The 22251-nt window shown below is 65.3% G+C and carries 27 protein-coding genes and 1 pseudogene; all 28 read left to right on the top strand.

Translation table 11 applies throughout. From position 1 onward, the window contains the following. Positions 1-444: pseudogene (locus KZZ07_RS21330) on the top strand (hypothetical protein); the annotation flags it as partial. A gap of 183 nt (positions 445-627) precedes the next feature. Next, positions 628-972 (top strand): HNH endonuclease, encoded by a 345-nt coding sequence (locus tag KZZ07_RS21325; protein ID WP_255564501.1) that lies wholly within the window; start codon positions 628-630, stop codon positions 970-972. A gap of 46 nt (positions 973-1018) precedes the next feature. After that, positions 1019-1561, top strand: a complete 543-nt coding sequence (locus KZZ07_RS21320) for a helix-turn-helix domain-containing protein (protein ID WP_255564500.1) — start codon at positions 1019-1021, stop codon at positions 1559-1561. 1 nt (position 1562) lies between these two features. Next, entirely contained in the window at positions 1563-3266 is a 1704-nt protein-coding gene (locus tag KZZ07_RS21315; protein WP_219517015.1) for a terminase large subunit, read from the top strand. Beyond that, positions 3263-4591, top strand: a complete 1329-nt coding sequence (locus KZZ07_RS21310; protein ID WP_219517014.1) for a phage portal protein — start codon at positions 3263-3265, stop codon at positions 4589-4591. Before KZZ07_RS21315 ends, KZZ07_RS21310 begins: the two co-directional genes overlap by 4 nt. 30 nt (positions 4592-4621) lie before the next feature. After that, positions 4622-4999 carry a hypothetical protein gene (locus KZZ07_RS21305; RefSeq protein WP_219517013.1) on the top strand — a complete coding sequence of 126 codons (378 nt, stop codon included), beginning with the start codon at positions 4622-4624 and terminating at the stop codon, positions 4997-4999. Positions 5000-5007: 8 nt separating this feature from the next. After that, positions 5008-5916 carry a S49 family peptidase gene (locus KZZ07_RS21300; protein WP_219517012.1) on the top strand — a complete coding sequence of 303 codons (909 nt, stop codon included), beginning with the start codon at positions 5008-5010 and terminating at the stop codon, positions 5914-5916. 90 nt (positions 5917-6006) lie between these two features. Beyond that, positions 6007-7302 (top strand): phage major capsid protein, encoded by a 1296-nt coding sequence (locus KZZ07_RS21295; protein WP_219517011.1) that lies wholly within the window; start codon positions 6007-6009, stop codon positions 7300-7302. Between the two features lie 63 nt (positions 7303-7365). Then, positions 7366-7818 carry a hypothetical protein gene (locus tag KZZ07_RS21290; RefSeq protein WP_219517009.1) on the top strand — a complete coding sequence of 151 codons (453 nt, stop codon included), beginning with the start codon at positions 7366-7368 and terminating at the stop codon, positions 7816-7818. Between the two features lie 48 nt (positions 7819-7866). Then, a complete protein-coding gene (locus KZZ07_RS21285) occupies positions 7867-8430 on the top strand; it encodes a head-tail connector protein (RefSeq protein ID WP_219517007.1) in 564 nt (187 codons plus the stop codon). Positions 8431-8450: 20 nt separating this feature from the next. After that, positions 8451-8804, top strand: coding sequence for a phage head completion protein (locus tag KZZ07_RS21280; protein ID WP_219517005.1), 354 nt, complete (start codon positions 8451-8453; stop codon positions 8802-8804). Continuing rightward, positions 8801-9205: a DUF3168 domain-containing protein gene (locus KZZ07_RS21275; protein WP_219517003.1), complete on the top strand. Its 405-nt coding sequence runs from the start codon at positions 8801-8803 to the stop codon at positions 9203-9205. Before KZZ07_RS21280 ends, KZZ07_RS21275 begins: the two co-directional genes overlap by 4 nt. A 27-nt stretch (positions 9206-9232) precedes the next feature. Next, positions 9233-9751, top strand: a complete 519-nt coding sequence (locus tag KZZ07_RS21270; RefSeq protein WP_219517002.1) for a hypothetical protein — start codon at positions 9233-9235, stop codon at positions 9749-9751. Then, the gene (locus tag KZZ07_RS21265) at positions 9751-9933 is read left to right on the top strand and encodes a hypothetical protein (RefSeq protein WP_219517001.1); all 183 of its coding nucleotides are present in this window, start codon (positions 9751-9753) and stop codon (positions 9931-9933) included. Before KZZ07_RS21270 ends, KZZ07_RS21265 begins: the two co-directional genes overlap by 1 nt. A gap of 11 nt (positions 9934-9944) precedes the next feature. Continuing rightward, on the top strand, positions 9945-10403 hold the full coding sequence (locus KZZ07_RS21260; protein WP_219517000.1) for a hypothetical protein: 459 nt from the start codon (positions 9945-9947) through the stop codon (positions 10401-10403). 11 nt (positions 10404-10414) lie between these two features. Beyond that, positions 10415-10876: a phage tail tube protein gene (locus tag KZZ07_RS21255; protein WP_219516999.1), complete on the top strand. Its 462-nt coding sequence runs from the start codon at positions 10415-10417 to the stop codon at positions 10874-10876. After that, on the top strand, positions 10873-11262 hold the full coding sequence (locus KZZ07_RS21250) for a gene transfer agent family protein (RefSeq protein WP_219516998.1): 390 nt from the start codon (positions 10873-10875) through the stop codon (positions 11260-11262). The genes KZZ07_RS21255 and KZZ07_RS21250 overlap by 4 nt, the downstream gene beginning before the upstream one ends. Continuing rightward, positions 11259-11411: a hypothetical protein gene (locus KZZ07_RS21245; protein ID WP_219516997.1), complete on the top strand. Its 153-nt coding sequence runs from the start codon at positions 11259-11261 to the stop codon at positions 11409-11411. Before KZZ07_RS21250 ends, KZZ07_RS21245 begins: the two co-directional genes overlap by 4 nt. Further along, positions 11412-13418: a hypothetical protein gene (locus KZZ07_RS21240; protein ID WP_219516996.1), complete on the top strand. Its 2007-nt coding sequence runs from the start codon at positions 11412-11414 to the stop codon at positions 13416-13418. Further along, positions 13418-14110: a hypothetical protein gene (locus tag KZZ07_RS21235; protein ID WP_219516995.1), complete on the top strand. Its 693-nt coding sequence runs from the start codon at positions 13418-13420 to the stop codon at positions 14108-14110. Before KZZ07_RS21240 ends, KZZ07_RS21235 begins: the two co-directional genes overlap by 1 nt. Next, on the top strand, positions 14107-14694 hold the full coding sequence (locus KZZ07_RS21230; protein WP_219516993.1) for a hypothetical protein: 588 nt from the start codon (positions 14107-14109) through the stop codon (positions 14692-14694). Before KZZ07_RS21235 ends, KZZ07_RS21230 begins: the two co-directional genes overlap by 4 nt. Further along, entirely contained in the window at positions 14691-15110 is a 420-nt protein-coding gene (locus KZZ07_RS21225; RefSeq protein ID WP_219516992.1) for a DUF6950 family protein, read from the top strand. The genes KZZ07_RS21230 and KZZ07_RS21225 overlap by 4 nt, the downstream gene beginning before the upstream one ends. Continuing rightward, positions 15100-17253, top strand: coding sequence for a phage tail protein (locus tag KZZ07_RS21220; RefSeq protein ID WP_219516991.1), 2154 nt, complete (start codon positions 15100-15102; stop codon positions 17251-17253). The genes KZZ07_RS21225 and KZZ07_RS21220 overlap by 11 nt, the downstream gene beginning before the upstream one ends. A gap of 23 nt (positions 17254-17276) precedes the next feature. Continuing rightward, entirely contained in the window at positions 17277-20153 is a 2877-nt protein-coding gene (locus KZZ07_RS21215) for a hypothetical protein (protein WP_219516990.1), read from the top strand. A gap of 259 nt (positions 20154-20412) precedes the next feature. Next, positions 20413-20739, top strand: a complete 327-nt coding sequence (locus tag KZZ07_RS21210; protein ID WP_219516989.1) for a hypothetical protein — start codon at positions 20413-20415, stop codon at positions 20737-20739. Positions 20740-20842: 103 nt separating this feature from the next. Beyond that, on the top strand, positions 20843-21598 hold the full coding sequence (locus tag KZZ07_RS21205; protein WP_219516988.1) for a lysozyme family protein: 756 nt from the start codon (positions 20843-20845) through the stop codon (positions 21596-21598). Next, positions 21595-21882, top strand: a complete 288-nt coding sequence (locus KZZ07_RS21200; RefSeq protein ID WP_219516987.1) for a ubiquitination-like system serine protease family protein — start codon at positions 21595-21597, stop codon at positions 21880-21882. Before KZZ07_RS21205 ends, KZZ07_RS21200 begins: the two co-directional genes overlap by 4 nt. Then, on the top strand, positions 21879-22100 hold the full coding sequence (locus KZZ07_RS21195; protein ID WP_219516986.1) for a hypothetical protein: 222 nt from the start codon (positions 21879-21881) through the stop codon (positions 22098-22100). The genes KZZ07_RS21200 and KZZ07_RS21195 overlap by 4 nt, the downstream gene beginning before the upstream one ends. Positions 22101-22251: the final 151 nt, after the last annotated feature.

Below are 22251 nucleotides of genomic sequence, written 5' to 3'. Positions count from 1 at the left end.
GTCGATCAGTCGGGTGGGCGCAGCCTGCCGCACCATGACGCCGAGGTTGTGGTCAGCGTGCTGCGGCGGTCGGTGCCTTGGTCGGTGGCGGTGCAGGTGGCGGAACTGGCGCGGACCTGTACCTGCCCGCGGTGGGACATCGGGCCTCAGAGGATGGTGCCGTGCGGATGGCGCGGCGCAAATCAGAACCAGCGGCTGGCCAAGACCGAGGTTGTTGGCGAAGTTAGGTATCGGACGCGGCGAGGCGAGGTGCGCAAGTCGGTGACGGTCTGTCCGGTGACGGTGGAGCCTTCGGCCTCTGAGGTGGCGGCGGCGCGGAGACGTTATCTCGACTGGCGTCATGCCTTGATGGACGTTCAGGCAGGGCTGCGCGGGGTAACCTTTGACCTCTTCGAGTTGACCGATGCGCTTCCTGCGGTGACGCCTTGGTCGAAAAAGGGTTGACTGAAATCCGCTCCTGTTGACATAGTGCCGCTGAACAGACGTGCGCCCGGGGCAGAGATGCCGCCGGGCGCTTCTCGTTTCAGGATACCCCCGAGCGCGCCAGCCGACAGGCGCGAGCAGATCAGGGGCGCTGCAGCGGCTGGGCGGCGCCCCATCCCCAGAGTTGATGTCAAAGGAGAGCGGATGGCGCGGCTGAAACCGATGGCAAGCGGGCTGACCAGCCTTGCGCCGCGCCTGTCGCCTATGGATAAAACTAGGGACCAGGCCCGCGCTGCGGTGAAAGCTTCGCGTGCCTGGTACAACTCGAAGCGGTGGCAGGACATGCGTCGTAGGGTGTTGCAGGCCGCCGGGTTCACCTGCGCGCGGTGTGGTTTCGCCTCGTTGGAAAAGTGGGGTTTGGTCGCGGATCACATCGAGCCGCACCGGGAGGATGAGGCGCGGTTCTGGGACCCCGACAACCTGCAGTGCCTGTGCTGGACGTGCCACAGCCGCGACAAGCAGCGGGAAGAGGTCGCCTCGGGGCGGTGAAAAAGTTCAGTTGGCGCGTCGAGTTCCCCTTGATGAGCGAGCCGGGATGGTGGGGGGGGTCAAATCGCTGATTCGGGACGTATGCCCAAACCCGCTCCCCACCCATGCGGAGATTTTTTTTGTGGAAGACGAAAATCTGACCAAGGACCTGTTCGGGGACCTTACCACAATGCCGTCAGGGCGCCGTGGGCGGCCCGCTCATCGTTGGTCGCAAAGCAACGCCGACAAGGTGATCATGGGCCTGGCGATGGGCTACAGCGACCAGGAGATAGCCGACGGTCTGGGGATCAGCCTGCCGACCCTGCGGAAGTATTATTTTTCGGACTTGAAGCGCCGCGACATGCAGCGTTCGCGGTTCGAGTTGTGGCGGGCGGAGACGCTGGCGAAGAAAGCGCGGGATGGTGATGTCGGGGCCATGAAGGAACTGACGCGGATCATGGATCGCCGCGATCGGCATCTGTTGAACGAGCGCCTGCAAGCCTCGGGCGACGACCGGCCACCGGAGGGCAAGAAAGAGGCGCGGCGCCGGGCGGCGGCGGACACGATCGACGAAAACGACCTGCTGAAACCGGGTTTCGGCCCGCACTGATATGAACGCCCAGCCAAGCGACTGGTCGACGGCCTGCCCTGACTGGCAGGACCGGCTGATGGCCGGCGAGTCGATCTTTCCAGACCTTCCGCTGAACGAGCGTTCCGCCGCGAAGGCGCTGGCGCTGTTCAAGCGGTTCCGGATGCCGGACATGCCTGAGAAACCGCGCTTTGCGGAGATCTGCAGCCCCTGGCAGTTCGAGCTGGTCGAGGCGCTGTTCGGGTCCTACGACCCGGCCACGCGGACCCGCGCGATCAGCGAATTCTTCGTGCTGGTGCCCAAGAAGAACGGCAAGACGCCGACGGCGGCGGCGATCATGCTGGTGGCAATCCTGCTGAACGACCGCCCGGATGCCGAGTTCTACCTGATCTCGGCCTCGCACCAGATTGCCAGTTATTCCTTTCGGGCGGTCAAGGGGATCATAAAGTCCGACCCCGAGATCGAACGGCTGTTCCATATCCGCGATCACCTGAAGCGGATCGAGCATATCGACACCGGGGCGGTGCTGGCCATCGTCTCGGCCGACGGGGATGTCGTCACCGGGTCCAAGGCGAGCGGGATCCTGATCGACGAAATGCACGTCCTGGGCGCCAAGCCCAGGGCCGCCGAGATCATGGCCGAGCTGCGCGGCGGCTTCGCGGCGCGGGCTGAAGGGTTCCTGCTGACGATCACGACGCAGTCGAAGGAACCGCCGGCGGGCGAGTTCAAGAAAGAACTGTCATGGGCACGGCGTGTGCGGGATGGCGAGGAACGCGCTCCCCTGCTGCCGGTACTGTACGAGTTCCCGCCTAAGCTGATGAAGAACAAGGCGTGGGAAAACCCGGATCTTTGGGGCGCGGTCAACCCGAACCTCGGCGTTTCGGTCTCAACCACCTTTCTTGAGGAACAGTTCCGCAAGGCTAGGAAGGACGGGCCCGCGGCCCTGGCGCTGTTCGCGAGCCTGCACCTGAACGTCGAAATCGGCGTCGGGCTGGGCGGCGAATGGATGGCGGCCCGGTTCTGGGAAAAGGCCGGCGATCCGAAGTTGACCCTGGAAGAGATCATCGCGCGCAGCGACGTGGCGGTGATGGGGGTCGATGGCGGCGGGCTGGACGACCTGCTGGGCGCTGCCGTGATCGGGCGCTGTGCCGAGACGCGGCAATGGCTGACCTGGGTGCATGCCTGGGCCCATCCGGAGGTCCTGCGTCAGCGCAAGGAGATCGCACCGCGCCTGCAGGATTTCGCGGAGGCAGGCGACCTGACCATCCTGGAAGAGGATGAGCCGACCGGCGACGTGATCGGCGTGGCCGATGTCGCGGAACGGCTGAAGGATGCGCGCCTGCTGCCGAATGCGGCGGCGGTGGGGCTCGATCCCTGGGGGGTGGCGGCCATCGTGGATGAGCTGGCGCTGCGGGATATCGAGGACGGGCAGGTCGTCGCCGTTGGGCAGGGGGCGCGGCTGTCGCCCGCGATCTGGGGCATGGAACGGAAACTGAAGGACGGGACGCTGCGCCATTGCGGCCAGCCGATCATGGGTTGGTGCATGGGCAACGTGAAGATCGAGCAAAGGGGATCGGCGGTGACGGTAACGAAACAGGCGGCAGGACGGGCCAAGATCGACCCGGTGATCGCCGCTCTGAACGCCTTCATGCTGATCAGCCGCAACCCTATGGCGGGTGGGTCGGAAAAGGAAATCGTGATTCCGGCGGGGTACAAAGTCGCATGATGGGCTGGCTTTTGGGGAACCGCGGTGGCCTGTCGGCCAGCGACGCGACACAGCGGGATGCTGGTGACGACCGGTGGTTCACCGGTTTGGGCGGTGCCCGCTCGGAAATCGACGTCACGGTGACGGTCAAACGTGCCCGGCAGATCCCGGTGGTGCGCAGCGCGCTGAAATGCCTTGCGGATTCGGTGGCAGGTCTGGAACACGGGGCATTCCGCAGGATCAGCGCGACCAAGGTAGAGCGGATCGAGAACCACCCTGCGGCGCTGTTGCTGCAGGACCCGAACGAGGATCGCACCGGGTTCGAATTCGTCTACCAGATCGTCGATGACCTGGCGTCGCACGGCGATTTCCTGGCCGAACGGATCTTTGACAACATGGGCCAGACCGTGGGCCTGCGCCGCCTTGATCCCTCGCCGGAGCGCATGACGGTTGAGGAGCTGCCGGACGGATCTGTCCGGTTCGACGTGCGTGACCGCTGGGGCCGCGGACGCAAGCTGCTGCGCGACGAGGTCTGGCATATTCCCTTGCCGCCGCTGCTGGACGGTATTCGCGGCACCTCTCCGATCCTGGAGGATGGGCGCGAGGCCGTGGCCGTGGGCATCGCGCTGCAGCGCTACGCGAATATCCTGTTCACCAACGACGCGACGCCGCCCTACGCGCTGTATACAGACAGCCATTTCCGCGACGAAGAGAGCCGGAAGAATATGCTGGACGCCATCCGGAAATGGGCTACGGGCCGCAACCGGCACAAAATCGGGATGTTTGAATACGGGCTCAAGCCGCACCGCATGGGGTTGACAGCCGAAGAGGCGCAGTTCCTGGAAACCCGCAAGGAACTGTGGATCGATCTTGCGCGCATCTGGCGGGTGCCCCCGCACAAGGTGGGTCTGCTGGACAAGGCGACGTTTTCAAACATCGAGCACCAGAGCCTGGAATTTGTCACCGACACGCTGCGCCCGATCCTGGAACTGATCGAGCGCAGCGTGACCAAGCACCTGATCGGCGTGCCGGGCGTGTATTTCGAATTCAACGTCGAAACGCTTCTGCGGGGGGACCTGGAGGCGCGCTACAAGGCCTACGCCCTGGGGCGGCAGTGGGGGTGGCTGAGCGTAAACGATGTGCTGGCGCTGGAGAAGCGCAACGGCATCGGCCGGGCCGGCGACCGCTATGTCGAGCCGCTGAACATGGTGCCGGTGGGCACGGGGACCAGCGAACGCGAGCGCGACTCGCAGGAGTCGATCAACAAGTCGATTTCCTTTCTGCGCGCCTCGGCTGGCGGGGTGCGCGGGCGTCCACGCCTGGAACTGGTGAAAGACGCGGCCTGACCAGCCGGAACAGAGGAAAGGGCAAGGAAGATGACGGACATCAAGAAGGTCCACAAGACCGACAATGGCAACACTCTGGCGATCGACGCAGCCAATGGCGGCAAGCTGAAGATCGATGGCAGCGACGTGACCGCTGCCATGATCGCGGCAGGCTCCAACACGGGCACAATCGTGGCGGGCACACATGCCGTAACCTCGGGCGAGGAAACCGCCGGGACGCTGGACATCGACACCGGTCTGACCAGCATCACGGCGCATTTCGTGCAGGTTCTATCCGGCGGTGCCGCAGCGACGGCGGATGCGGCGATCTCGGCCTCGGGCGGGACGATTACCGTGGCGGATGGTGCGGTGACGCTGGACCTGGCGGAAAACGACGTGATCCACTGGATCGCGGTCGGCGGTCTTTGAGGCGCGGCATGGCACATGAGATTTCGCGCGTGCTGGCGGCGGTGGCTGCCAGCACCTGGGCCATCGACGAGGCCAAGGCGACAGAGATCGCGCATATGCTGGCGCTGCGCGCCGAAGGCCAAGGCGGATGGGACGAAGAGCCCCGTCACGCCAGCTATGCGGGTGAACCGGTCAAGGGGCGCGGCGGGACGGTTCATGTCCTGCGCTTGTACGGCACGATCGTGCCGCGTGGCGGGATGATGTCGCGCATGTCCGGGGCTGCCTCGCTGGAAGGGTTCCGCACCGCGTTCGCGCAGGCAGCCAGTGACCCTGATGCCATTGCCATCGTCATGGATGTGGACAGCCCGGGCGGCATCGTCGACATGGTGTCCGAGACGGCAGACATGGTCTATGCCGCGCGCCGTGCGGGGCGTCCGATTGTGGCGGTGGCCAATACGATGATGGCCTCGGCGGCCTACTGGGTTGCCAGTGCTGCGGACGAGATCGTGGTCACGCCCTCTGGCACTGTCGGGTCGATCGGCGTGCTGGGTCAGCACAACGACATTTCCAAGGCGCTGGAAAAAGCCGGGATCACGCGGACCATCATTTCCGAGGGCGCGCGAAAGGCGGAGGGCGCGTTTGGCCCCCTGACCGATGAGGCTCGCCGCCACCGTCAACAGGGCGCGCGCTATGCCTATGACATGTTCGTCAACGCGGTGGCTCGTCATCGTGGTGTCGGCAAGGACGTGGTCCGCGCGGATCCCGAAGATGCCGAGGCGCATTTTGGCGGCGGACGGGCCTACCCCGCGCGCGTCGCGGTGCGCCTTGGCATGGCCGACCGTGTCGAGACGTTCGACGCTGCCGTGAAACGGCTGGCAGAGGCTCGGCGTCCGCGCCGCGCCTCTGTCGCCCGCGCGCGGCTTTCCCTGATCGACTGACCTGCCCGGCGGGGCTGGCAGCAGCGACCTGTGGCGCGCCGGGCGCCACGGGGCGGGTACACTTTTCCCGGTGCAAAAGGAGTGGCCATCATGAACCTGGCACAATTGAAAAAGCGCCTCGCCGAGTTGAAGGCGGAGGGCGCAGAGATCGTCAAGGCGGCTGAGTCCGCGGGCGGTGAGTTCACCGAAGAGCAGGACACGCGGTTCGGCGCGATCGAAGAGGAAATCGAGGGTCTGCGCGCGGACATCGACAAGGCCGAAAAGCTGGCAGAGCGCCGCCGTGCCATGCAGGGCCTGCCTGCTGGCGCACCGGCGCCCGCACCTGCCGGCAACAACACGGTCAACGATTCCAACCCGGCGCTGACCGGCGGTTTCGCTGACATCGGGGAATTCGCCGTCGCAGTTCACGGCGCCGTGCAGGCGGGCCGCGTCGGCGGCACCGTGGATGAGCGTCTTGGCGCCCTGGCCAATTCGCACGAGGGCGGCGGAGCCTCTGGCGAAGGCTACAGCCTGCCGCCGGCCTTCCGAGACGAGGTCTGGGAGCTGATGCCGGAGTTCGATGAATTCGGCCCGATGATCGACGAAGAACCGACCAGCGCCCGCGAGGTCAAGCTGGGTGCCGATGAAACCACGCCCTGGGGCACGGCTGGCATCAAGGCCTATTGGCGCGCAGAGGGTTCGCAGATGACCCCCAGCCAGTTGAGCGATGAGGGCCGCAACGTGCCTCTGCACCAGCTCTACGTCATGGCGGTGGCGTCGGAAGAACTGCTTGAGGATGCGCCGCGCCTGCGCAACCGCCTGACCCGCAAGGCCGCGATGGCGATTGCCTGGAAAAAGAACCTGGCCATCGTCGAGGGCAGCGGCGCGGGCCAGCCGCTGGGCTGGTTCAACTCGCCTGCGCTGGTAACCGTGCCCAAGGAAAGCGGGCAGGCGGCGGACACGCTGACTGCGCTCAACGTGGTCAAGATGTACTCGCGCCTGATGACGGTTCCGGGGGACCGTCCGTTCTGGATGACCAACCAGGACTGCATCCCTGAGCTGATGACCATGACCATCGGCGACAAGCCGATCTGGATGCCGCCGAACGGGTTCGAGGGCGCGCCGGGAGGCTTTCTGCTGGGCAAGCCGGTGCGGTTCTCGGAATTCGCCAAGACCGTGGGTGACAAGGGCGACCTTCAGCTGATCTCGCCCAAGGGCTATTACGGCGTGCGCCGGTCGGACGGGCCCAAGTTTGCGTCGTCGATCCACCTCTACTTCGATTACAACGCCGAGGCCTTTCGCTGGACCTTCCGCTATGGCGGTCAGCCGCACCTGTCGGCGCCGGTCAGCCCCAAGAACGGCACCGCGACCAAGTCGCATTTTGTCACCCTGGCCGCCCGCGCCTGATCCGGCAGCCTCGCAGCCCTTCCGGTTGCGTGGCTTCCTTCATTCCTGACCGAGGACAGAACCATGAAAATGCTGAACCCCTCCGATCTGGCCGCAGTCGTCGGCGTGATCGACCCAGATGCCAACAGCGCCGCGACCTACACCACCGACTGGATCGACATGAGCACGTTCCAGATGGTGATGGGTATCGTCATGGCGGGAACGCTGGGCGCCTCTGCCACGCTGGATGCCAAGTTCGAACAGGCGACCGATTCCGGCGGGTCCGGTGTCAAGGACATCAGCGGCACCAACATCACGCAGCTGACCAAGGCGGGCAGCGACGATGACAAGCAGGTGGTGATCAACCTGCATGCCGACGATCTCGACCTGGCGAACGATTTTACGCACGCGCGGCTGTCGATGACCGTGGGCACGGCGACCTCCGATGCGGGGGCTGTGGTGCTGGGCATGTCGCCTCGCTACGCGCCGGCGTCGGACAATGACGCCGCGACTGTCGACGAAATCGTGACACCCTGACCCGGGTGATGCGGGCCGTGGTGACGCGGCCCGCCGGACAGTGACAGAATGATCACCACGATTTCCCCGCCTGAGACCCTTCTGGATGCACAGGACGCGACGCTGCGCCAGCAGCTGCGCCTGGAGCCGGATGAAGACGATCAGAACAGCCTGATCGACGGGCTGTGCCTGGCCGCCGTAAGCTTTGCCGAGGGTTATACCAAGCAGCGGTTCCTCACCCAGACGGTGCGCTTGACGCGCGATTGTTTCGGCTTTGGCGGGATCCCGTTGCCGATTGCCCCGGTCCAGAGCGTCGACCAGGTTGTCTACACCGATGGCGCCGGGGCGGACCAGGTGCTTGCCTCCAGCGGCTATCGCCTGATTGCCTCAGGGGTTCCGGTCGAGCTGCATCCGCCTTATGGCGGTGCCTGGCCGGTGCCGCGCCCGGACAAGGGCGCGGTGCGCATCGACCTCGTGGTCGGCTTTGGCGACGCCGCCTCTGACGTGCCGGCGGACATCATGCAGGCCGTCCGGCTGCTGGTGGGCTGGTGGTTCATCGCGGGCCGCGATGCGGGCGAAGATGTCCCCGGGCAGATCAAGGCCATGCTGAACCCGTGGCGTCTATGGCTGTGAATGGGCGCGGCGTCGGGCCGATGCGCGAGCGCGTGGCCTTTGACAAGCCAGAGACGGCGCCCAAAGCCTCGGGCGGCATGACGCGGACATTTGTCGAGCAATTCCGCCGGGCTGCCCAGTTCATCTACCAGCGCGGCGACGAGGAAGTGCTGGCCGGTGCCAGGGAAGGCACGCGGCGGTTCAAGGTCCGCGTCGCCTCGTCCACGGGCACGCGCGGCATCGCTGCAGACTGGCGGATGCGCCACCTTTTGCGCGAAGAGCGCGACCCTGAGACCGGAGAACTGGTCGCGGGCGTCTACAACGTGGTCGAGGTCGACACGATCACCAGCCGGACATGGGTCTACATCGTGGTCGAAAGCGGGGTGGCGGTATGAGCGCGTCGGGCGCCCTGCAGGTCGCGGTTGTCGCCGCCCTGCGCGCCGATCCGGCTGTCGCCGCGATCGTCGGGCAAAAGATCCTGGACCGGCCCGAGCCGGGTACGCCGAAACCCTACGTCTCGATGGGGCCAGAGAGTTTCGAGCCGCAGCGGCAGGACTGTTTCAGGCGGCGCGTGGGCGTCTTGCAGATCGACGCCTGGACGCGCGATGCCTACGACCGGGTGCCCTGCAAGGACCTGGTCGATGCGATTACCGCCGCCCTGGACCAGGCGAAACTGGATCTTGCGCATCCGCATGACCTGTCGCGCTGCGACGTGATCATGGCTCGGGTGATCGACGATCCGGACGGGATCACGACGCACGGGATCGTGCAGATCGAAACCGAAATCACCGGGTAGTTCGCCCGACAGACAGGAGACCAACAGATGACCGTGACAGCAACCGTGACGGCCCGGATGGACATCGTTCAGCGCGGCGGCAACGACTTTGGCACAGACAAGTTTTCGCCCGTGGTCGAGGCCGCCCTCAAGATCGCCAGCGGCACCGGCGCCAACCGGGCCGACATCGTGTTCGTGGATGAGCGCGAGGTTTCGGAATCGTCGAATGACGATCTGGATCTGGCGGGCGCCCTGTCCGATGCTTTCGGCGCGACCGTCGCCGCGGCCGAGGTCGTCGCGATCCTGATCATCAACGCGCCGCGCACGGGCACGGCGAACACGTCCGACCTGACCATCGGCGGGGCCACCAATGCCTTCGAGGGGTTCCTTGGTGGCACGACGCCCACCATCGGGCCGATCAAGCCAGGCGGCTTCGTCTTGATTGGCGCGGGGGATGCCGCAGGCATCGGGACGGTCACCGGCGGCAGCGCGGACGAGTTGCGGATCGCGAACGGCTCGGGCGGGACGGCCACCTACCAGGTCGCGATTCTGGCGCGCAGCGCGTAATGCGTCCGGTTATCGACGAGCGTGGGGCGCGGCTTGTTGACAAGGATGGAGACGCGATTCCGGGCGTTCAGTCCTTCACTGTGCGCTACGTGTACGGCGAATTCATGATTGTCGAGGACGTGACCTTTGTCGCAACTGGGTTCGATAATCCGGGCGGCCCAATCGGCTTCAATCCGGGCTGAACCGGCAAGCTATGGTCGATAGCGCGCGGTTCACCCGCAAGATGCGGGCGATGGAAACCGAAGTCCACGACAAGCTGACCAAGGCCATCGAACGTTGGGCGGACCGTGTCGTGGCAGAAATGCGCGCGATGCTGGCGCTGTCCTACCCGGCAGTGGCCGCGAAGGTCGACATCGCATGGACCTGGGGGAATGCCCCGGCGGGGTCGATTACGGTCGGGAAGGTGGGCCGCAACGAGTTCGACCAGATGGTCGTCACCGTCTACGCCAAGGCAAAGTCCGGCAGCGGCATCAGCGCCGCCTGGTTTGAATTCGGCACCGCGCCGCGTGTTCAGAAAAAGACCGGTCGGCCCACCGGCCGGATTTCGGGCACCTCGTTTTTCTTCGGCACCTACCGGTCCAACCGGCGCCGCATTCTTTCGGGGCTGCGCAGCACGCTGCGCCGCGCCGTTCGCAACATCAACGCCAGATAGGAGGGGTTCCAATGGCGATCGCACCCACCGCAGAATATCAGGACCTGGTGATGGAGGTGGAATTCACCGCCGGTTCCGGGACCTACACAAGGGTCTGCGGCCTGACCAACATCACCATCAACCGCAGCAAGAACATGGCCGACTCGCAGGTGCCGGATTGCGCCGACGAAAGTCTGCCGCACTACATCAAGCGCGCGGCCCAGTCCAAGGACATCGGGATCTCGGCCACCGGGGTCTGGGCTCTGACCCACCACCAGAAGGTCTACAACTGGTGGAGCCAGGACCTGACGCTGAACGTGCGCGTCACCAACGCCAAGGTCACCAGCGACGGCGTCAGCGGCGACACCGAGAGCGAGGTGATCCCGATGAAACTGGAATCGCTCAACAACGCGCGCCAGGACAAGCAAGTGGTCAGCGCCGAAATCTCGTTGGTGCAGGATGGCGCCGTCACCCTGAACACGCTGTCCGCATGACCCCGGTGAAACTGACCTGGGCCGGGGGCGAGCACCGATTTTGCCTGCGCATGGGCGAATTGCGCGGCCTGCAGCAATCGCGCGATGCCGGCCCCGAGGAAATCCTGAACCGGCTGCGCATGGGCCGGTGGCATGTCGATGACATGGTGCAGGTCCTGCGTTGGGGGCTGATCGGCGCCGAGGAAAAGGACGCAGACGCCGCCGGGCCCTTCGTGACCGAGCTGGTGGACCTGCATCCGCTGTCGCAGTTCAAGCTGACCGCGATTGCCGTGCTGATCCACGCCATGTTCGGCGACGGGGACGGCAACGAAAAAAAGCCCGAAGGGGGAGCGGCGGACCCCCTCGAAAATGGGACTTCGCCAACATCTACGGAAACGGCGCCGTGATGGGCTTTACCCCGGAACAGGTCGACCGGATGAGCCTCTGGACCTTCAGCGCCTGCCTCGAAGGATATGCCGCCGCGCACGGGTCGGAAAAGCAGACAGAGGGAGAGCCGATGTCGACCGACCGGATGCGGGACCTGGGATTGCTGTAAATGGCTGACGACGATCTTCTGGTCCGCGTCGGGCTGACCGAAAAGGAATACATCGCAGCGCTCAAGCGTCTGGAGGCCCAGTCGCTGAAATCGGCCAAGCAGGCCGAAACCGCGTGGAAAAAGCAAAACGCCGGTTTTGTGCGTGGTGCCAGCAGGGCGAACCAGGCGGCAAGCGGTTTTTCCAATGGCGGTCTGCGGATGATGGGCCAACAGCTGAGCCAGGTGGCGCAGCAGGGCGCTGCGACGGGTGACTGGCTGCGGGCCTTCTCGATCCAGGCGGCAGACGTGGGGCTGGCCTTTGGCGGCATCGGGATCGCCGCCGGTATTGCCCTGACGGTGCTGGGGCCGATGGTCGGCGACCTGATCTCGGTCGGGGACAGTGCCGAGGACGTCGAACGCAAGATCAAGGCCTTGTCCGCCGCCATGCAGCGGCTGGACGATGCGCGCGGTCAAAGCGGGCGGGGCCGGTCCTCGCTGGTCGACGAATATGGCGGCATGGCCGACCGGGCGCGCGAACTGATCGCGATCGAGCGCGAGATCGCCGAGATCCGGGCGCGTGAGGCCCAGCAGGCCGCGACGCGCGCCGTAGGGCAGGGGCTGGGCCTTGGCGGCGTCCTTGGGTTGGAGCCGGACGAAATCCGGCTGGCGGAATCCACGCTGGAGGCGCTACGGACCGAAATCGACCGGCTTCAGACCTCGGGCGGCAAGCTGTCCGACGAGGCGTTCCTGCGGCTGAACAACAGGATCGTGGAGCTGCAGGAGCGGGCAGGCAACCTGCGGTCGGTGACCAAAAACTTCGACGACCTGGCGGCCATGCTGGGGATCACGGAACGCGAGGCGCGTGAGGTCGCGGCCCGCTTCGCCGAGATCGAGCAGACCGACGATGCGCGCGCCCGGGCCGACGCGATGATCGCGCTGGCCAGGTACATCAGCAAGGTCAGCGGAAACCTTGGCGACGCCGACGAAGAGGGGCAAGCGCTCTATGATCAGTTGCTGGCTGCCGTTCGCGCCGCGCTGGAGCTGGCTGCAGTCGACATTGCGTCGAACATGGCAGAGGGCACGAAAGAAGCGGGCAAGATGCTCAGCAACCTGGCCGCCGCTGCAGCTCTTTTCAACCAGATCTCTGCTGCAGAATCCAAGACCTACAGCGGTCGCGGTCAAGATCCGCGTCTGTTCATGGGCGACGGTCGGGGGACGCGCGGTCACTACACTGCAAACGTCGATTATATTCCCATCGACGACATTATCGAGCGCTACAACAAGCAGCTAGCCAGCGGCAAGGGCGGTGGCGGCACATCGAAGGCGTCGAAGGACGCCCGCGACTACGCCCGCGCCGCAGAGCGCTATATCGAGCAGGCCCGCACGGCGGTCGAAGCCTACAACGCCGAACTGGCCCTGCTGGAAGAGCTGAACGAAAAGGGGTTCTTCAAGGAACATCCAGAGGCCTACGCCCATGCGGTTGCGCAACTGAACGACGAATTCGTCCGGCTGGAATACGACCGCCTGATCGACGGCATCGACAGCGTGTCTGACGCGATGGCCCAGGCAATCGTGAACGGTGAGAACATGGGCGAGGCCCTGGGCAATGTCTTTCGCCAGATCGCCGCCGACCTGCTGTCCAGCGGTATCCGGCAGATGATCATGGGCCTGTTCGGCTTTGGCGGCGGTGGCACGGGCAATGGCTTTGGCAAGTTCATCGGCAGCTTGCTGTCCTTCGACGGGGGCGGCTACACCGGCAGCGGTCCCCGTGCGGGCGGCATTGACGGCAAGGGCGGCTTCCTGAGTGTCATGCATCCAAATGAAACCGTGATCGACCACAGCCGGGGCGGCGGTGGCGGCGGCGAGATCACGGTCCGCGTCGATGTGGACGGATCGGGCAACATCATTCCCGTCATCGAACGTGTCAGCGGCCCGATCGCGGCCCACACCACCGCCGCCGGCCTGGCCACCGCGCAGCGCGGGCTGGGGCCGTCGGTCAGGGGGCTGCAGGCGCGGGGGACCTCGTGATGGACCGGCAGATCATCACCACGCCCGCGGGCTTCCTGCAGCCGGTTGCGATCAGCTGGGACATCGACTGGCGTGACCAGGCGGCGGGCGAATTCGGCGATGGCATCACCCGAACCGAGTTCACGGGCTTTCCGCGCTGGATCGGAGCGCCCACGGTGCCGCTGGACCGGACCACCATCGGCCAGTGGCGGGCCATCCGCGCGGCGGCGCAGGGCGGGCGGGGGATCTACCGCATTCGCATGATCGACCCGGCCACCTTCGTGCGCACGGCAACGGGCATCAGCCGGACGGTGGCTTGCAACGGCAACACGACCACCGATGGCAACACCTTTTCCAACGGGTTCGGGACCGAATACCGGCCCATTGCGCTGGCCGCTGCCGATTATGCCGTCGGCGCCGAGGTGATCCGCGTCGACGTCTCGTCCTGCAACGATGTGGCGCCGGTCGTGGGGCAGATCATGTCGCACCAGGACTGGCCCTTCGCGGTGACCCATGTCCGCGACCGCGGGTCCAGCGTCTACGAAATCGGTATCCAGATGCCGCTGCGCGCGGCCATCACCTCGGGCGACGTGATCCAGATGCAGGGGATCGGTCGGTTCCAGGCGCGCGAAAGCGGCATGGGCCGGGCGGACTACGGCGCAGGGATCTTCTCGCGCCCGACGCTGGATTTCATCGAGGTCACCGCCAGATGAGTTTCTTTCCTTCGAGTTTCGATCCCCGCGCGCAGGTGAACGGGGTGCTGGACCTGTGCGCCATCGACACCGCCGACGGCACGTTCCGGTTCCTGATCGGGCGCGACGGGATCTTTACCGACAGCGAGGGCAACCAGTGGATGGGGTCGTCGCTGGCGCAGGTCACCGGGCTGGAAAGCGCCATCGACGGGATCGCGCCCGAGGGTTCTCTGGTGCTGACCTATTTCCAGGACCCGACCATCCCGGACCTGATTGCCGAGGTGAAGGACCTCGGCCTCGACTACGTCAAGGGGCGCGAGGTGCGGTTCTATATCCAGCCGCTGGAGAGCGTCGCCGCCTTCTACGCGCCGACTGTCGCGCCGATCCGCTGGCTGACACGGATTGCCCGCCAGGTGTCCTACCGGGCGAACGGCGCCCGCGACCGCGCCATCACGCTGTCGTTCGAGGCCTGGGCGGAACGGCGCGGCGCCGCGCGGCGCATCGCCCTGAACACCGAGGGGCACGCGGCCCTGACCGGCGCCGCCAACCCCTCGTTGAAATACATGCCCACCGTGAATTTCGAGCCGGAGAAGCTGTTCGGATGACCCCGCTATACGCGATGATGCACCTCTGGGCCTCGCGCCCCTTTGTCTGGGGGGAACACGATTGTGCCCTAGGGCTGGCGGACTGGCTGCAGCACCTGCGCGGGGTCGATGCCGCGGCGCACCTGCGCGGGCAGTATTTCGACGCCCTGTCCTGCCAGCGGTTCTGCGGCTGGTTCACCGATCCGGTGCGCGTGATCGAGGAGTGCCTGGCTACGGTCGGCGGTCTGCCCCGGGTCTCGGTGCCGCAGCCGGGCGACGTGGCGGTCCTGATCCTGCCGCAGCCTGACCGCGACATGCCGGTCGGTGCGGTTTGGCTGGGCGATTGCTGGGGCTGCAAGGGCCCTGACGGGGTCACGACGCTGGCAGGCGGCGCCGTGAATGCCGGGGCGATCTGGGGGGTGGGCTATGCGGCGTAGGCTGTTCGCGGCGCTGCTGGCCAGCACCTTCCTGACGCCGGGCGCGGCCCATGCCGGACCTGTCGCGGGCTTCATCGCCGGGTTCCTGGGCAGCGTCGGGATTTCCGTGGGACTGCCGGCGGGCTTTACCGCTTTCGGATCCGTCATCGCGGGGGCCAATGTCGGCGTGGCGCTGTTCGGATCGGCGCTGGGGCGGACCTTGTTGGGGTTCGGGCTGTCCGCGCTGGCGCAGTCCTTTGCGCCGACCCCAAACTTTGCCGTGCCGGAACCATCGGCGGTCATGGGCAACTTTGCCCAGTCCACCAGCTATGCCGAATGGGTCTTTGGCCGGACGCGCAAGGGCGGTCCGCTGGCCTTCACGCAGGCGGCGGACCGGCGTCGCTATTATGTCGTGATCCTGGCGGCGCATGAATGTGAGGGGATCGTCGAGCACTGGCTGGACGAATACACCGTCGGCATCGACGCCACCGCGACCGATTTTGCCGATCCTAACCTGCTGACCTCTGGGGATGACTCTGTCTACACGGCGCCGGACGTGATCGCCGCCCGTGGCCGGATCGAGCCTTTCCTTGGCGGGTCTGGCCAGACCGCGAACGCCGGTCTGGTGTCGGTCTTTGACGAGGTCACCAGCCAGTTCGATTTCGCGGGCCTGGCGGGCGCCGTCCTCTGGGCTAAAAAGACCAGTCCCGAAACCTTTACCGACGTCTACCCGAACGGAAAGCAATGGGTTTATGCGCCGGTGCTGGACGGGAATAACCGGATCTGGGACCCACGCGACAGCAGCTACAAGTTCACCGCCAACGCCGCGCTCTGCCTGGCCTACTGGATCACCGAAATCCTTGGCGGCGAGGTCGACTGGGACGAGGTCGCCACAGAGGCAGACGTCTGCGACGAAAGCGTGATCACCGCCGAAAGCGAAAGCATCGCGCGGTGGGAAATCAATGGCCGCCTCAGCGACGACATGAGCTTTGAATCGCAGCGGGGGCAGATGGCGGGCGCCTGCGATGCCTTCCTGTACGAACGGGCCGACGGCAAGGTCGGCTTCAAGGTGGGCCGCTGGATCGAGCCGACGGTCTCGCTCTCTGCTGCAGATTTCCTGGCCTGCGAGGTGGTCGAAGGCCAGTGGGGCGCCGATGCCCCGTCCGAGGTGGTGGTCCAGTACATCGAGCCGGAAAACGCATGGCGCGAGACACAGTCGGGCGTCTGGGTCGAGGATGCGACCGCGCGGCGGGTGCGGGATGAACCGCGTCTCTACATGGTGCGCTATCACAACCAGGCGGCGCGCCTGGCCAAGCGGATCGCCAAGGCGCGCCGCCCGCAGTACCAGTTGAAAGGCACCATCGGGCTGATCGGCTACGAGTTGATCGGGCAGCGGTTCTTCACGCTTTCGCATTCCGGCCTGGGTATCAGGCAGACCTTCGAGGTGGGGGCCCTACGCCGCGTCAACGCAACGACATTCGAGATCGAGGCGGTCTCGGCGGTCGCGGCGGATTTCGACTTTGACGCCGCAACCGAGGAACCCGACCGCCCCGAGTTCGGCACCTTCGAAAGCGAGTTCGAAACGCCGGAAGTGTCCAGCTTTTCGGCCACGGCGATTTCGGATGCCCGGATCGAGGTCTCGTTCGACGCGGTCGACGACGATGTCTGGGTCGAGGTCCGCTGGCGCGAACTGTCGACCGACTACTGGACCGTGGCGCAGATCACGAATGGCGCCGGCAGCTATGTTACCAGCTGGCTGCAGGACGGCACCACCTACGAAGTCCAGGTGCGCACCGGCGAGCCGGTAACCTTCTCCGGGGCCAGCGATTGGTCGCCGGATCCGCCCGAAGAGGTTACGACCGTGGGCAACAACGTGGCACCATCCGCGCTGTCGGTCTTCTCGACCTCGGTGGCGGGCAGCGACGTGACCATCGACTTCACCACTGCGAACGACGGCAACCACTACGCGACCCGGTTGTATCGCAACAGCACTGCCTCCTTCGGCACCGCCACGCTGATTCACATCAGCTATGTCGGGCCGGACGCCAGTTCCAGCTATGTCGACGCCGGGCTGGCGGCGGGCACCTGGTACTACTGGGGCGTGCCGGAAAACGAGTCCGGCCAGGCAGGCACCGCCTCCGGCCCTGAATCCGAAACCGTCTGAACCACTTGAAAAAGGGATAAATCATGGTCCTGCCCGCGCGCACCGTCGCGCAGGGGAATCCCCCTGCGTCCAGCCACCAGATCGACCAAGAGCAACTTGGTGACTGGATGGAGGGGATCGAAAATACAAAATCGGATCAAACAGACTTGGCCGCCCTCGAGGCCCGCGTCACGGCCAACGAGAGCGCGGTGAGCGGCAATGGCATCGACCGCGACCCGGTTGCTGCCTGGGCCGGGTCGAACATCACTCTGAGCGGCTCTCAGACCGTGGACGGCGTGACGCTCTCGAACGGCGACAGGGTCGGCGTCGGCGGGCAGACCGCGCCCGAGGAAAACGGCGTCTACACCTACAACGACGCCGGTGCATGGACGCGCGAGACGGACATGGATGCGTCCAGCGAAATCAATCTTTCGACGGTCTTTGTCGATGGCGGCACGACCTACGGCGCGCGCAGCTACCGGTTTTCTGTCGCTGACCCTGACACGTTTGTGTTGGATACCGACGCGATCACGGCCACGCAGGTCGGAGACGCGGGTGCACTGCAGGATCAGATCGACCTGAAGGCCACCGCCGCGGATCCGGTATTCACCGGCGACGTGGACATGACCGGCGCGGACACGGTGACGGTGCCGACACCGGCGGCGGATGCCGAGGCGGCGACTAAACTTTACGTGGACAGCGCTATCTCGTCGGGCGCCGCATCTTGGCTGGAATTTTCGCAGGAAATCGGCCTGACAGGAACCCCCGCAACGTCCACTGTTTTTTCTGCCCAGACCTATGTGTTCTCCGAGGTCGTGACCCGCAACAGCACACTGGACCAGCTTGATCTGTATGCAGTGGCAACCGGGACGTTGACGATCCGGAGATTTGCCAAATCGGGCGATGACTTCGCGCAGGTTGGGTCCGATCTGGATGTGACGATATCCAGCACCGGCGCCCTGACGCTGGTGGGCGGGACCGACTACACCGCTATCGAGGTGCTGGAGGGCGAATACCTCGGCTTCTACGGGCCTGCTGTGGTCGGGCGCGTGGCGGAGACAGGCGCCGCATTCTACAGCGGCTCCGGAGACAGCACAGGGTTTACGGACGCTTCGACCCAGGACAACATCAACATCCAGTTGCGCTATACTCTGGGCGCGCGCGAGACGGACCTGATCCGCGATGAGGTGGACGCTCTGGACGTCCGCGTGACAGCGGCAGAGGTCATCACGGATGGCACGTCAGGCGTCCGTGTGATCGGGCGCGATGGCGACATGGTGGCAGACACGGCGTCTGGCGCGAACGCGCCGTGCGTTTTTGCCCAGCCGGTCCATTTCAAAGGGACTGTTGATCGGATCAATCTGTATGCTGCTGCGACCGGCACGTTTTATGCCAAGGTGTTCACCAAAGCCGGGAATGTTTTCACACAGGTTGGCAGTGATACCGCAATAACCGTCAGCAGCACCGGCGCAAAATCCTATGTCGCAGGCACGGACTTCACAGCTATTTCAGTCGAGCCGGGGCAGTATCTCGGCTTCTTTGTCAACAGCGTCCCGGCGATGGTTAGCAGCGCGGGGGAGGCAATTTTCCTGGGCAGCGGAACGGGGAATGCCAGCACTCTGACGGACACGCAGTCGCAATCGAACGTACAGTTTCAAGTTTCGTTCCGCGTCACACCGTCGATTGTTCCGTCCACCAGCACCGGCGGGATGGTTGCAGGCAAGGGGGATGTTGCGGTGGATGCGCCTGGGTCAGGCGTTATTGTCGGGCATCTCGGCTATGGCCAGTCCTGGATGCAACTCAACGGTTCTGACGGCGCGCTGACGGCTTTCGAGGCGATCAAGTTCCCGATGAACGCGATCACGCTCGAAGACACCGAAGGGCCTATTGGGTGGGGCGGAGGTTCCCGTATTGCGGCCACCACGTTCTGGCCGGTGCATGAAACGGACGGCGCGGCCCAGTCGGTCATGGGGCCGTCTGTCTGCCGGTCGGCGCTGAACTCGCGCAAATTGGGGCGGCGCGCGGTTTATTTCGGCAGACAGGAGGGGCAAGGTGGGCAGGCAGTCGAGAACCTTTTGCCATCCGACGACCCGGCGTATGTCGGGACCAGTCAGGCTTATGCAAATTTGATCGGCGCGGTCACGGACGCGGTGAGCATATCGGCTGGGATCGGTATGCTGTTCGAAGTGCCAGTCGTGGCATGGTGTCAGGGCGCGGCGGATTCGGGGCTGTCAGTTTCCGCATACACGACTATTTTTGAAACGCTGATCGGCCATATCCAAACGGACATCATGGCGGAGACGGGGCAGGAATACCCGCCGCAGATCCTGATCGTGCAGCCTCCGGGAAGCGATACCAGCGGCGAATGGCCGTGCCTGCAAGCCCAGGTGGAGATCGCTGCAAGCCGGTCGGATGTGACGCTGGTGTGCTCTGGCTGGGCAATCCCCCAGCATGACGGCATCCATTTTGAGGCCGAGGGCTGTGTGCAGGTTGGCGAATTGGTCGCCCTGTCTGCCGAGGCCGTTGCACTCGGGCAGCCGTGGTCCGCGCCCTACCTGCGCGACGTGACACGCAGCGGCACGACAATCACCGCTTATGTCGGCGGGCCGCATGGTGTCATGGTGGATGAGACGATTGCGACGGATCGACATTATGTCAGCGGCAGCCCGGTTGCCGACTACGGTTTCGAGTGGGCTGGGACATCGGGCTCAATTTCATCGGTCACTGTAGAGCCGCGCAAGATCATAATTGAACTGGACACAGATGAGGCCGGCACGCTCGGGTTTGCCTATCATGGTAGCTCGCGTGGGGACGGAAAATCCGTGAACCGGGGGACAATCAGGGCCGACTGGAAAGCCAAAAGCGCGTTCCTGGACCGAGACCTGACCCTTTGGCTGGCATCTGGGTTTTGGGACCTGTGACCATGAGAGAGGTGATCTTTGTCCCAATATACGGCACGTCATGGATGAGTGGCGATCTTCTCGATGAAGGTCGCCGCTTTAATGCATACGAAGATTGGTGGGCAAAAAGAAGAGTTCTTGACCGAAACCTGACCCTGTGGTTGGCCTCTGGTTTTTTGGGTGCTCTGATGGCGCGGCCAATATCACAACCGCCGCGCTGGCATCCCAGCCTGCCTCCGTGCTGGACGTAATGCCCGCTAGGGGTTCGGACCTGTGAGTGATGACGGATCAACGAATGATTGAAGAGATCGGGCGTCTCGCTGGCACGATGGAGCGTGTGCTGCACGAGGCAGAGACGCATCGTACCGCGATCGAGGGACTGCGTGACGAATTGGTGCGCCAGCGGCAGGACGGAAAGCTGCGCGATTTGCGCCTGACCGGGTTCGAGGCGCGGCTCGAAGAGATCGAGCCCGTCACCAGATCCGTCACCAGCTGGAAGGCCAGGATGACAGGCGCGGGCATTCTTCTGGGCTGCATCGGCTCGATGGTCGCGGGCGGCACGGCGCTGTTTTGGGACAAGCTGGCCCACGTGCTGAGCCTCAAGTGAAAACATGGTTGGCGCTGCACCTCTGGGGCCTGTGGCGCCGGGGGCCGCTGATGCCGCGCGCACTGCTGCGTGACGACACATCCGAAAATGGAAAGGACTCGGCATGACCGACAAGACGATCGCGGCGGTGGAACCGCTGCTGGCGGTTCTGCGCCTGCATGAAAGCGCCAATGACTATGGCGCCGTCTGGGGCGGCATCAAATCGCAGGATCACCCGCCGCGCCCGCTGGTCGAGATGACCGTGGGGCAGGTGCTGGACTGGCAGGACAGCATCGACCGCCTGTACCAGAGCGAGGCGGCGGGGGCCTACCAGATCCTGGAGGACACGCTGCGCGGGCTCTACCGCGAGGCTGGCGTGCCCCTGACCGCCCGGTACGACCGGGCCACGCAGAACCGGCTGGCGCTGGCGCTGCTGCGTCGGCGCGGGCTGGACGATTTCCTGGCCGGGCGGATCTCTGACGCGGCCTTTGCCTTGTCGCTGGCGAAGGAATGGGCCAGCCTGCCGGTGCCGCATGACGTCCAGGTCAAGGGACGCACCGTGCGGGCCGGTCAGAGCTATTACGCGGGTGACGGCCTCAACAAGGCGCACGCCAGCATCGAAGAGGTCATGACCGCCCTGCGCCAGATCCGCGCCACGCCGCAGCCGGACCCCAAGGACCCGGTGACCGCGCGGATAGACACGTCTCTGAAGGAAGCGACCAAAGTGTTGGGCGGGGCAGGGACGGGCTATGGCGGCGCCCGCGTGATCGACAGCGCCCCGCCCTGGGCGCTCGACGCGGCCTGGGGGCTGGGCCTGTTCCTGGCCGCTGCGGTCGGCCTGCTGATTCTGGCGCGCGTCTGGAAGGCGGTGCGGAAGTGAGCCGGGTTACTCGGCGGGGCCAATCCGTTTCCTTCGACTGCCCCGGCTGCGGCTGGACGCATGTTCTGAACACCGACTCTGCGCAGCGCCCCTGCTGGTCGTTCAACGGTGACGTCGACCGGCCTACGATCAGCCCGTCGATCAACGCGTGGAGAGAGTGGGGCCCGGAGCGGAAGACCCAGAGATGCCACAGCTTTGTCGAGAATGGCCGCATCCGATTCCTGACGGACAGCACCCACCAGCTGGCAGGGCAGACCGTCGCCCTGCCGGAGATTGCGCCATGACCCGCCTTGCCATTGCGCTGGCGCTAACCGCCAGCCTTGCCGCCGGGATCTACGCGCTGGGGAGGCGCGATCACGCACGGGACATCCAACAGGAGAATGACGATGCCACAAAAGCCGCGATCTGGGCAGAGCTTGGCCGCCGCGACTGTGTTGCTGCTGGGGGCCTGTGGGATTTCGCAGCCGGAGAGTGTGCCGGGCCTGTCAGCCACCCTCGGTGACGCGCTGCCCGGCGCCCGGGGCCTGACAATCGAGGACCAGGAGCGCATCGACGAAACCGTCGCGCGCGGCTGCGCGGCTGGAGTTTGGACCCGCGCCCGCTGTGGCGATCACACGCCGGCGAGTGCGGAGAGGCGGGCGGCGTTGATGCGC

Source organism: Mameliella sp. CS4 (genome assembly GCF_019392335.1).
GTDB lineage: Bacteria > Pseudomonadota > Alphaproteobacteria > Rhodobacterales > Rhodobacteraceae > Antarctobacter.
The sequence above is the reverse complement of the archived record's forward strand: the minus strand, read 5'-3'. Positions and strand labels throughout refer to the sequence as shown.

Bases quoted from the DNA above. Each gene is read 5' to 3' on its own strand.
- KZZ07_RS21325 (WP_255564501.1), top strand. From the start codon at position 628: ATGGCGCGGCTGAAACCGATGGCAAGCGGGCTGACCAGCCTTGCGCCG.
- KZZ07_RS21320 (WP_255564500.1), top strand. From the start codon at position 1,019: ATGGTGGGGGGGGTCAAATCGCTGATTCGGGACGTATGCCCAAACCCG.
- KZZ07_RS21315 (WP_219517015.1), top strand. From the start codon at position 1,563: ATGAACGCCCAGCCAAGCGACTGGTCGACGGCCTGCCCTGACTGGCAG.
- KZZ07_RS21310 (WP_219517014.1), top strand. From the start codon at position 3,263: ATGATGGGCTGGCTTTTGGGGAACCGCGGTGGCCTGTCGGCCAGCGAC.
- KZZ07_RS21305 (WP_219517013.1), top strand. From the start codon at position 4,622: ATGACGGACATCAAGAAGGTCCACAAGACCGACAATGGCAACACTCTG.
- KZZ07_RS21300 (WP_219517012.1), top strand. From the start codon at position 5,008: ATGGCACATGAGATTTCGCGCGTGCTGGCGGCGGTGGCTGCCAGCACC.
- KZZ07_RS21295 (WP_219517011.1), top strand. From the start codon at position 6,007: ATGAACCTGGCACAATTGAAAAAGCGCCTCGCCGAGTTGAAGGCGGAG.
- KZZ07_RS21290 (WP_219517009.1), top strand. From the start codon at position 7,366: ATGAAAATGCTGAACCCCTCCGATCTGGCCGCAGTCGTCGGCGTGATC.
- KZZ07_RS21285 (WP_219517007.1), top strand. From the start codon at position 7,867: ATGATCACCACGATTTCCCCGCCTGAGACCCTTCTGGATGCACAGGAC.
- KZZ07_RS21280 (WP_219517005.1), top strand. From the start codon at position 8,451: ATGCGCGAGCGCGTGGCCTTTGACAAGCCAGAGACGGCGCCCAAAGCC.
- KZZ07_RS21275 (WP_219517003.1), top strand. From the start codon at position 8,801: ATGAGCGCGTCGGGCGCCCTGCAGGTCGCGGTTGTCGCCGCCCTGCGC.
- KZZ07_RS21270 (WP_219517002.1), top strand. From the start codon at position 9,233: ATGACCGTGACAGCAACCGTGACGGCCCGGATGGACATCGTTCAGCGC.
- KZZ07_RS21265 (WP_219517001.1), top strand. From the start codon at position 9,751: ATGCGTCCGGTTATCGACGAGCGTGGGGCGCGGCTTGTTGACAAGGAT.
- KZZ07_RS21260 (WP_219517000.1), top strand. From the start codon at position 9,945: ATGGTCGATAGCGCGCGGTTCACCCGCAAGATGCGGGCGATGGAAACC.
- KZZ07_RS21255 (WP_219516999.1), top strand. From the start codon at position 10,415: ATGGCGATCGCACCCACCGCAGAATATCAGGACCTGGTGATGGAGGTG.
- KZZ07_RS21250 (WP_219516998.1), top strand. From the start codon at position 10,873: ATGACCCCGGTGAAACTGACCTGGGCCGGGGGCGAGCACCGATTTTGC.
- KZZ07_RS21240 (WP_219516996.1), top strand. From the start codon at position 11,412: ATGGCTGACGACGATCTTCTGGTCCGCGTCGGGCTGACCGAAAAGGAA.
- KZZ07_RS21235 (WP_219516995.1), top strand. From the start codon at position 13,418: ATGGACCGGCAGATCATCACCACGCCCGCGGGCTTCCTGCAGCCGGTT.
- KZZ07_RS21230 (WP_219516993.1), top strand. From the start codon at position 14,107: ATGAGTTTCTTTCCTTCGAGTTTCGATCCCCGCGCGCAGGTGAACGGG.
- KZZ07_RS21225 (WP_219516992.1), top strand. From the start codon at position 14,691: ATGACCCCGCTATACGCGATGATGCACCTCTGGGCCTCGCGCCCCTTT.
- KZZ07_RS21220 (WP_219516991.1), top strand. From the start codon at position 15,100: ATGCGGCGTAGGCTGTTCGCGGCGCTGCTGGCCAGCACCTTCCTGACG.
- KZZ07_RS21215 (WP_219516990.1), top strand. From the start codon at position 17,277: ATGGTCCTGCCCGCGCGCACCGTCGCGCAGGGGAATCCCCCTGCGTCC.
- KZZ07_RS21210 (WP_219516989.1), top strand. From the start codon at position 20,413: ATGACGGATCAACGAATGATTGAAGAGATCGGGCGTCTCGCTGGCACG.
- KZZ07_RS21205 (WP_219516988.1), top strand. From the start codon at position 20,843: ATGACCGACAAGACGATCGCGGCGGTGGAACCGCTGCTGGCGGTTCTG.
- KZZ07_RS21195 (WP_219516986.1), top strand. From the start codon at position 21,879: ATGACCCGCCTTGCCATTGCGCTGGCGCTAACCGCCAGCCTTGCCGCC.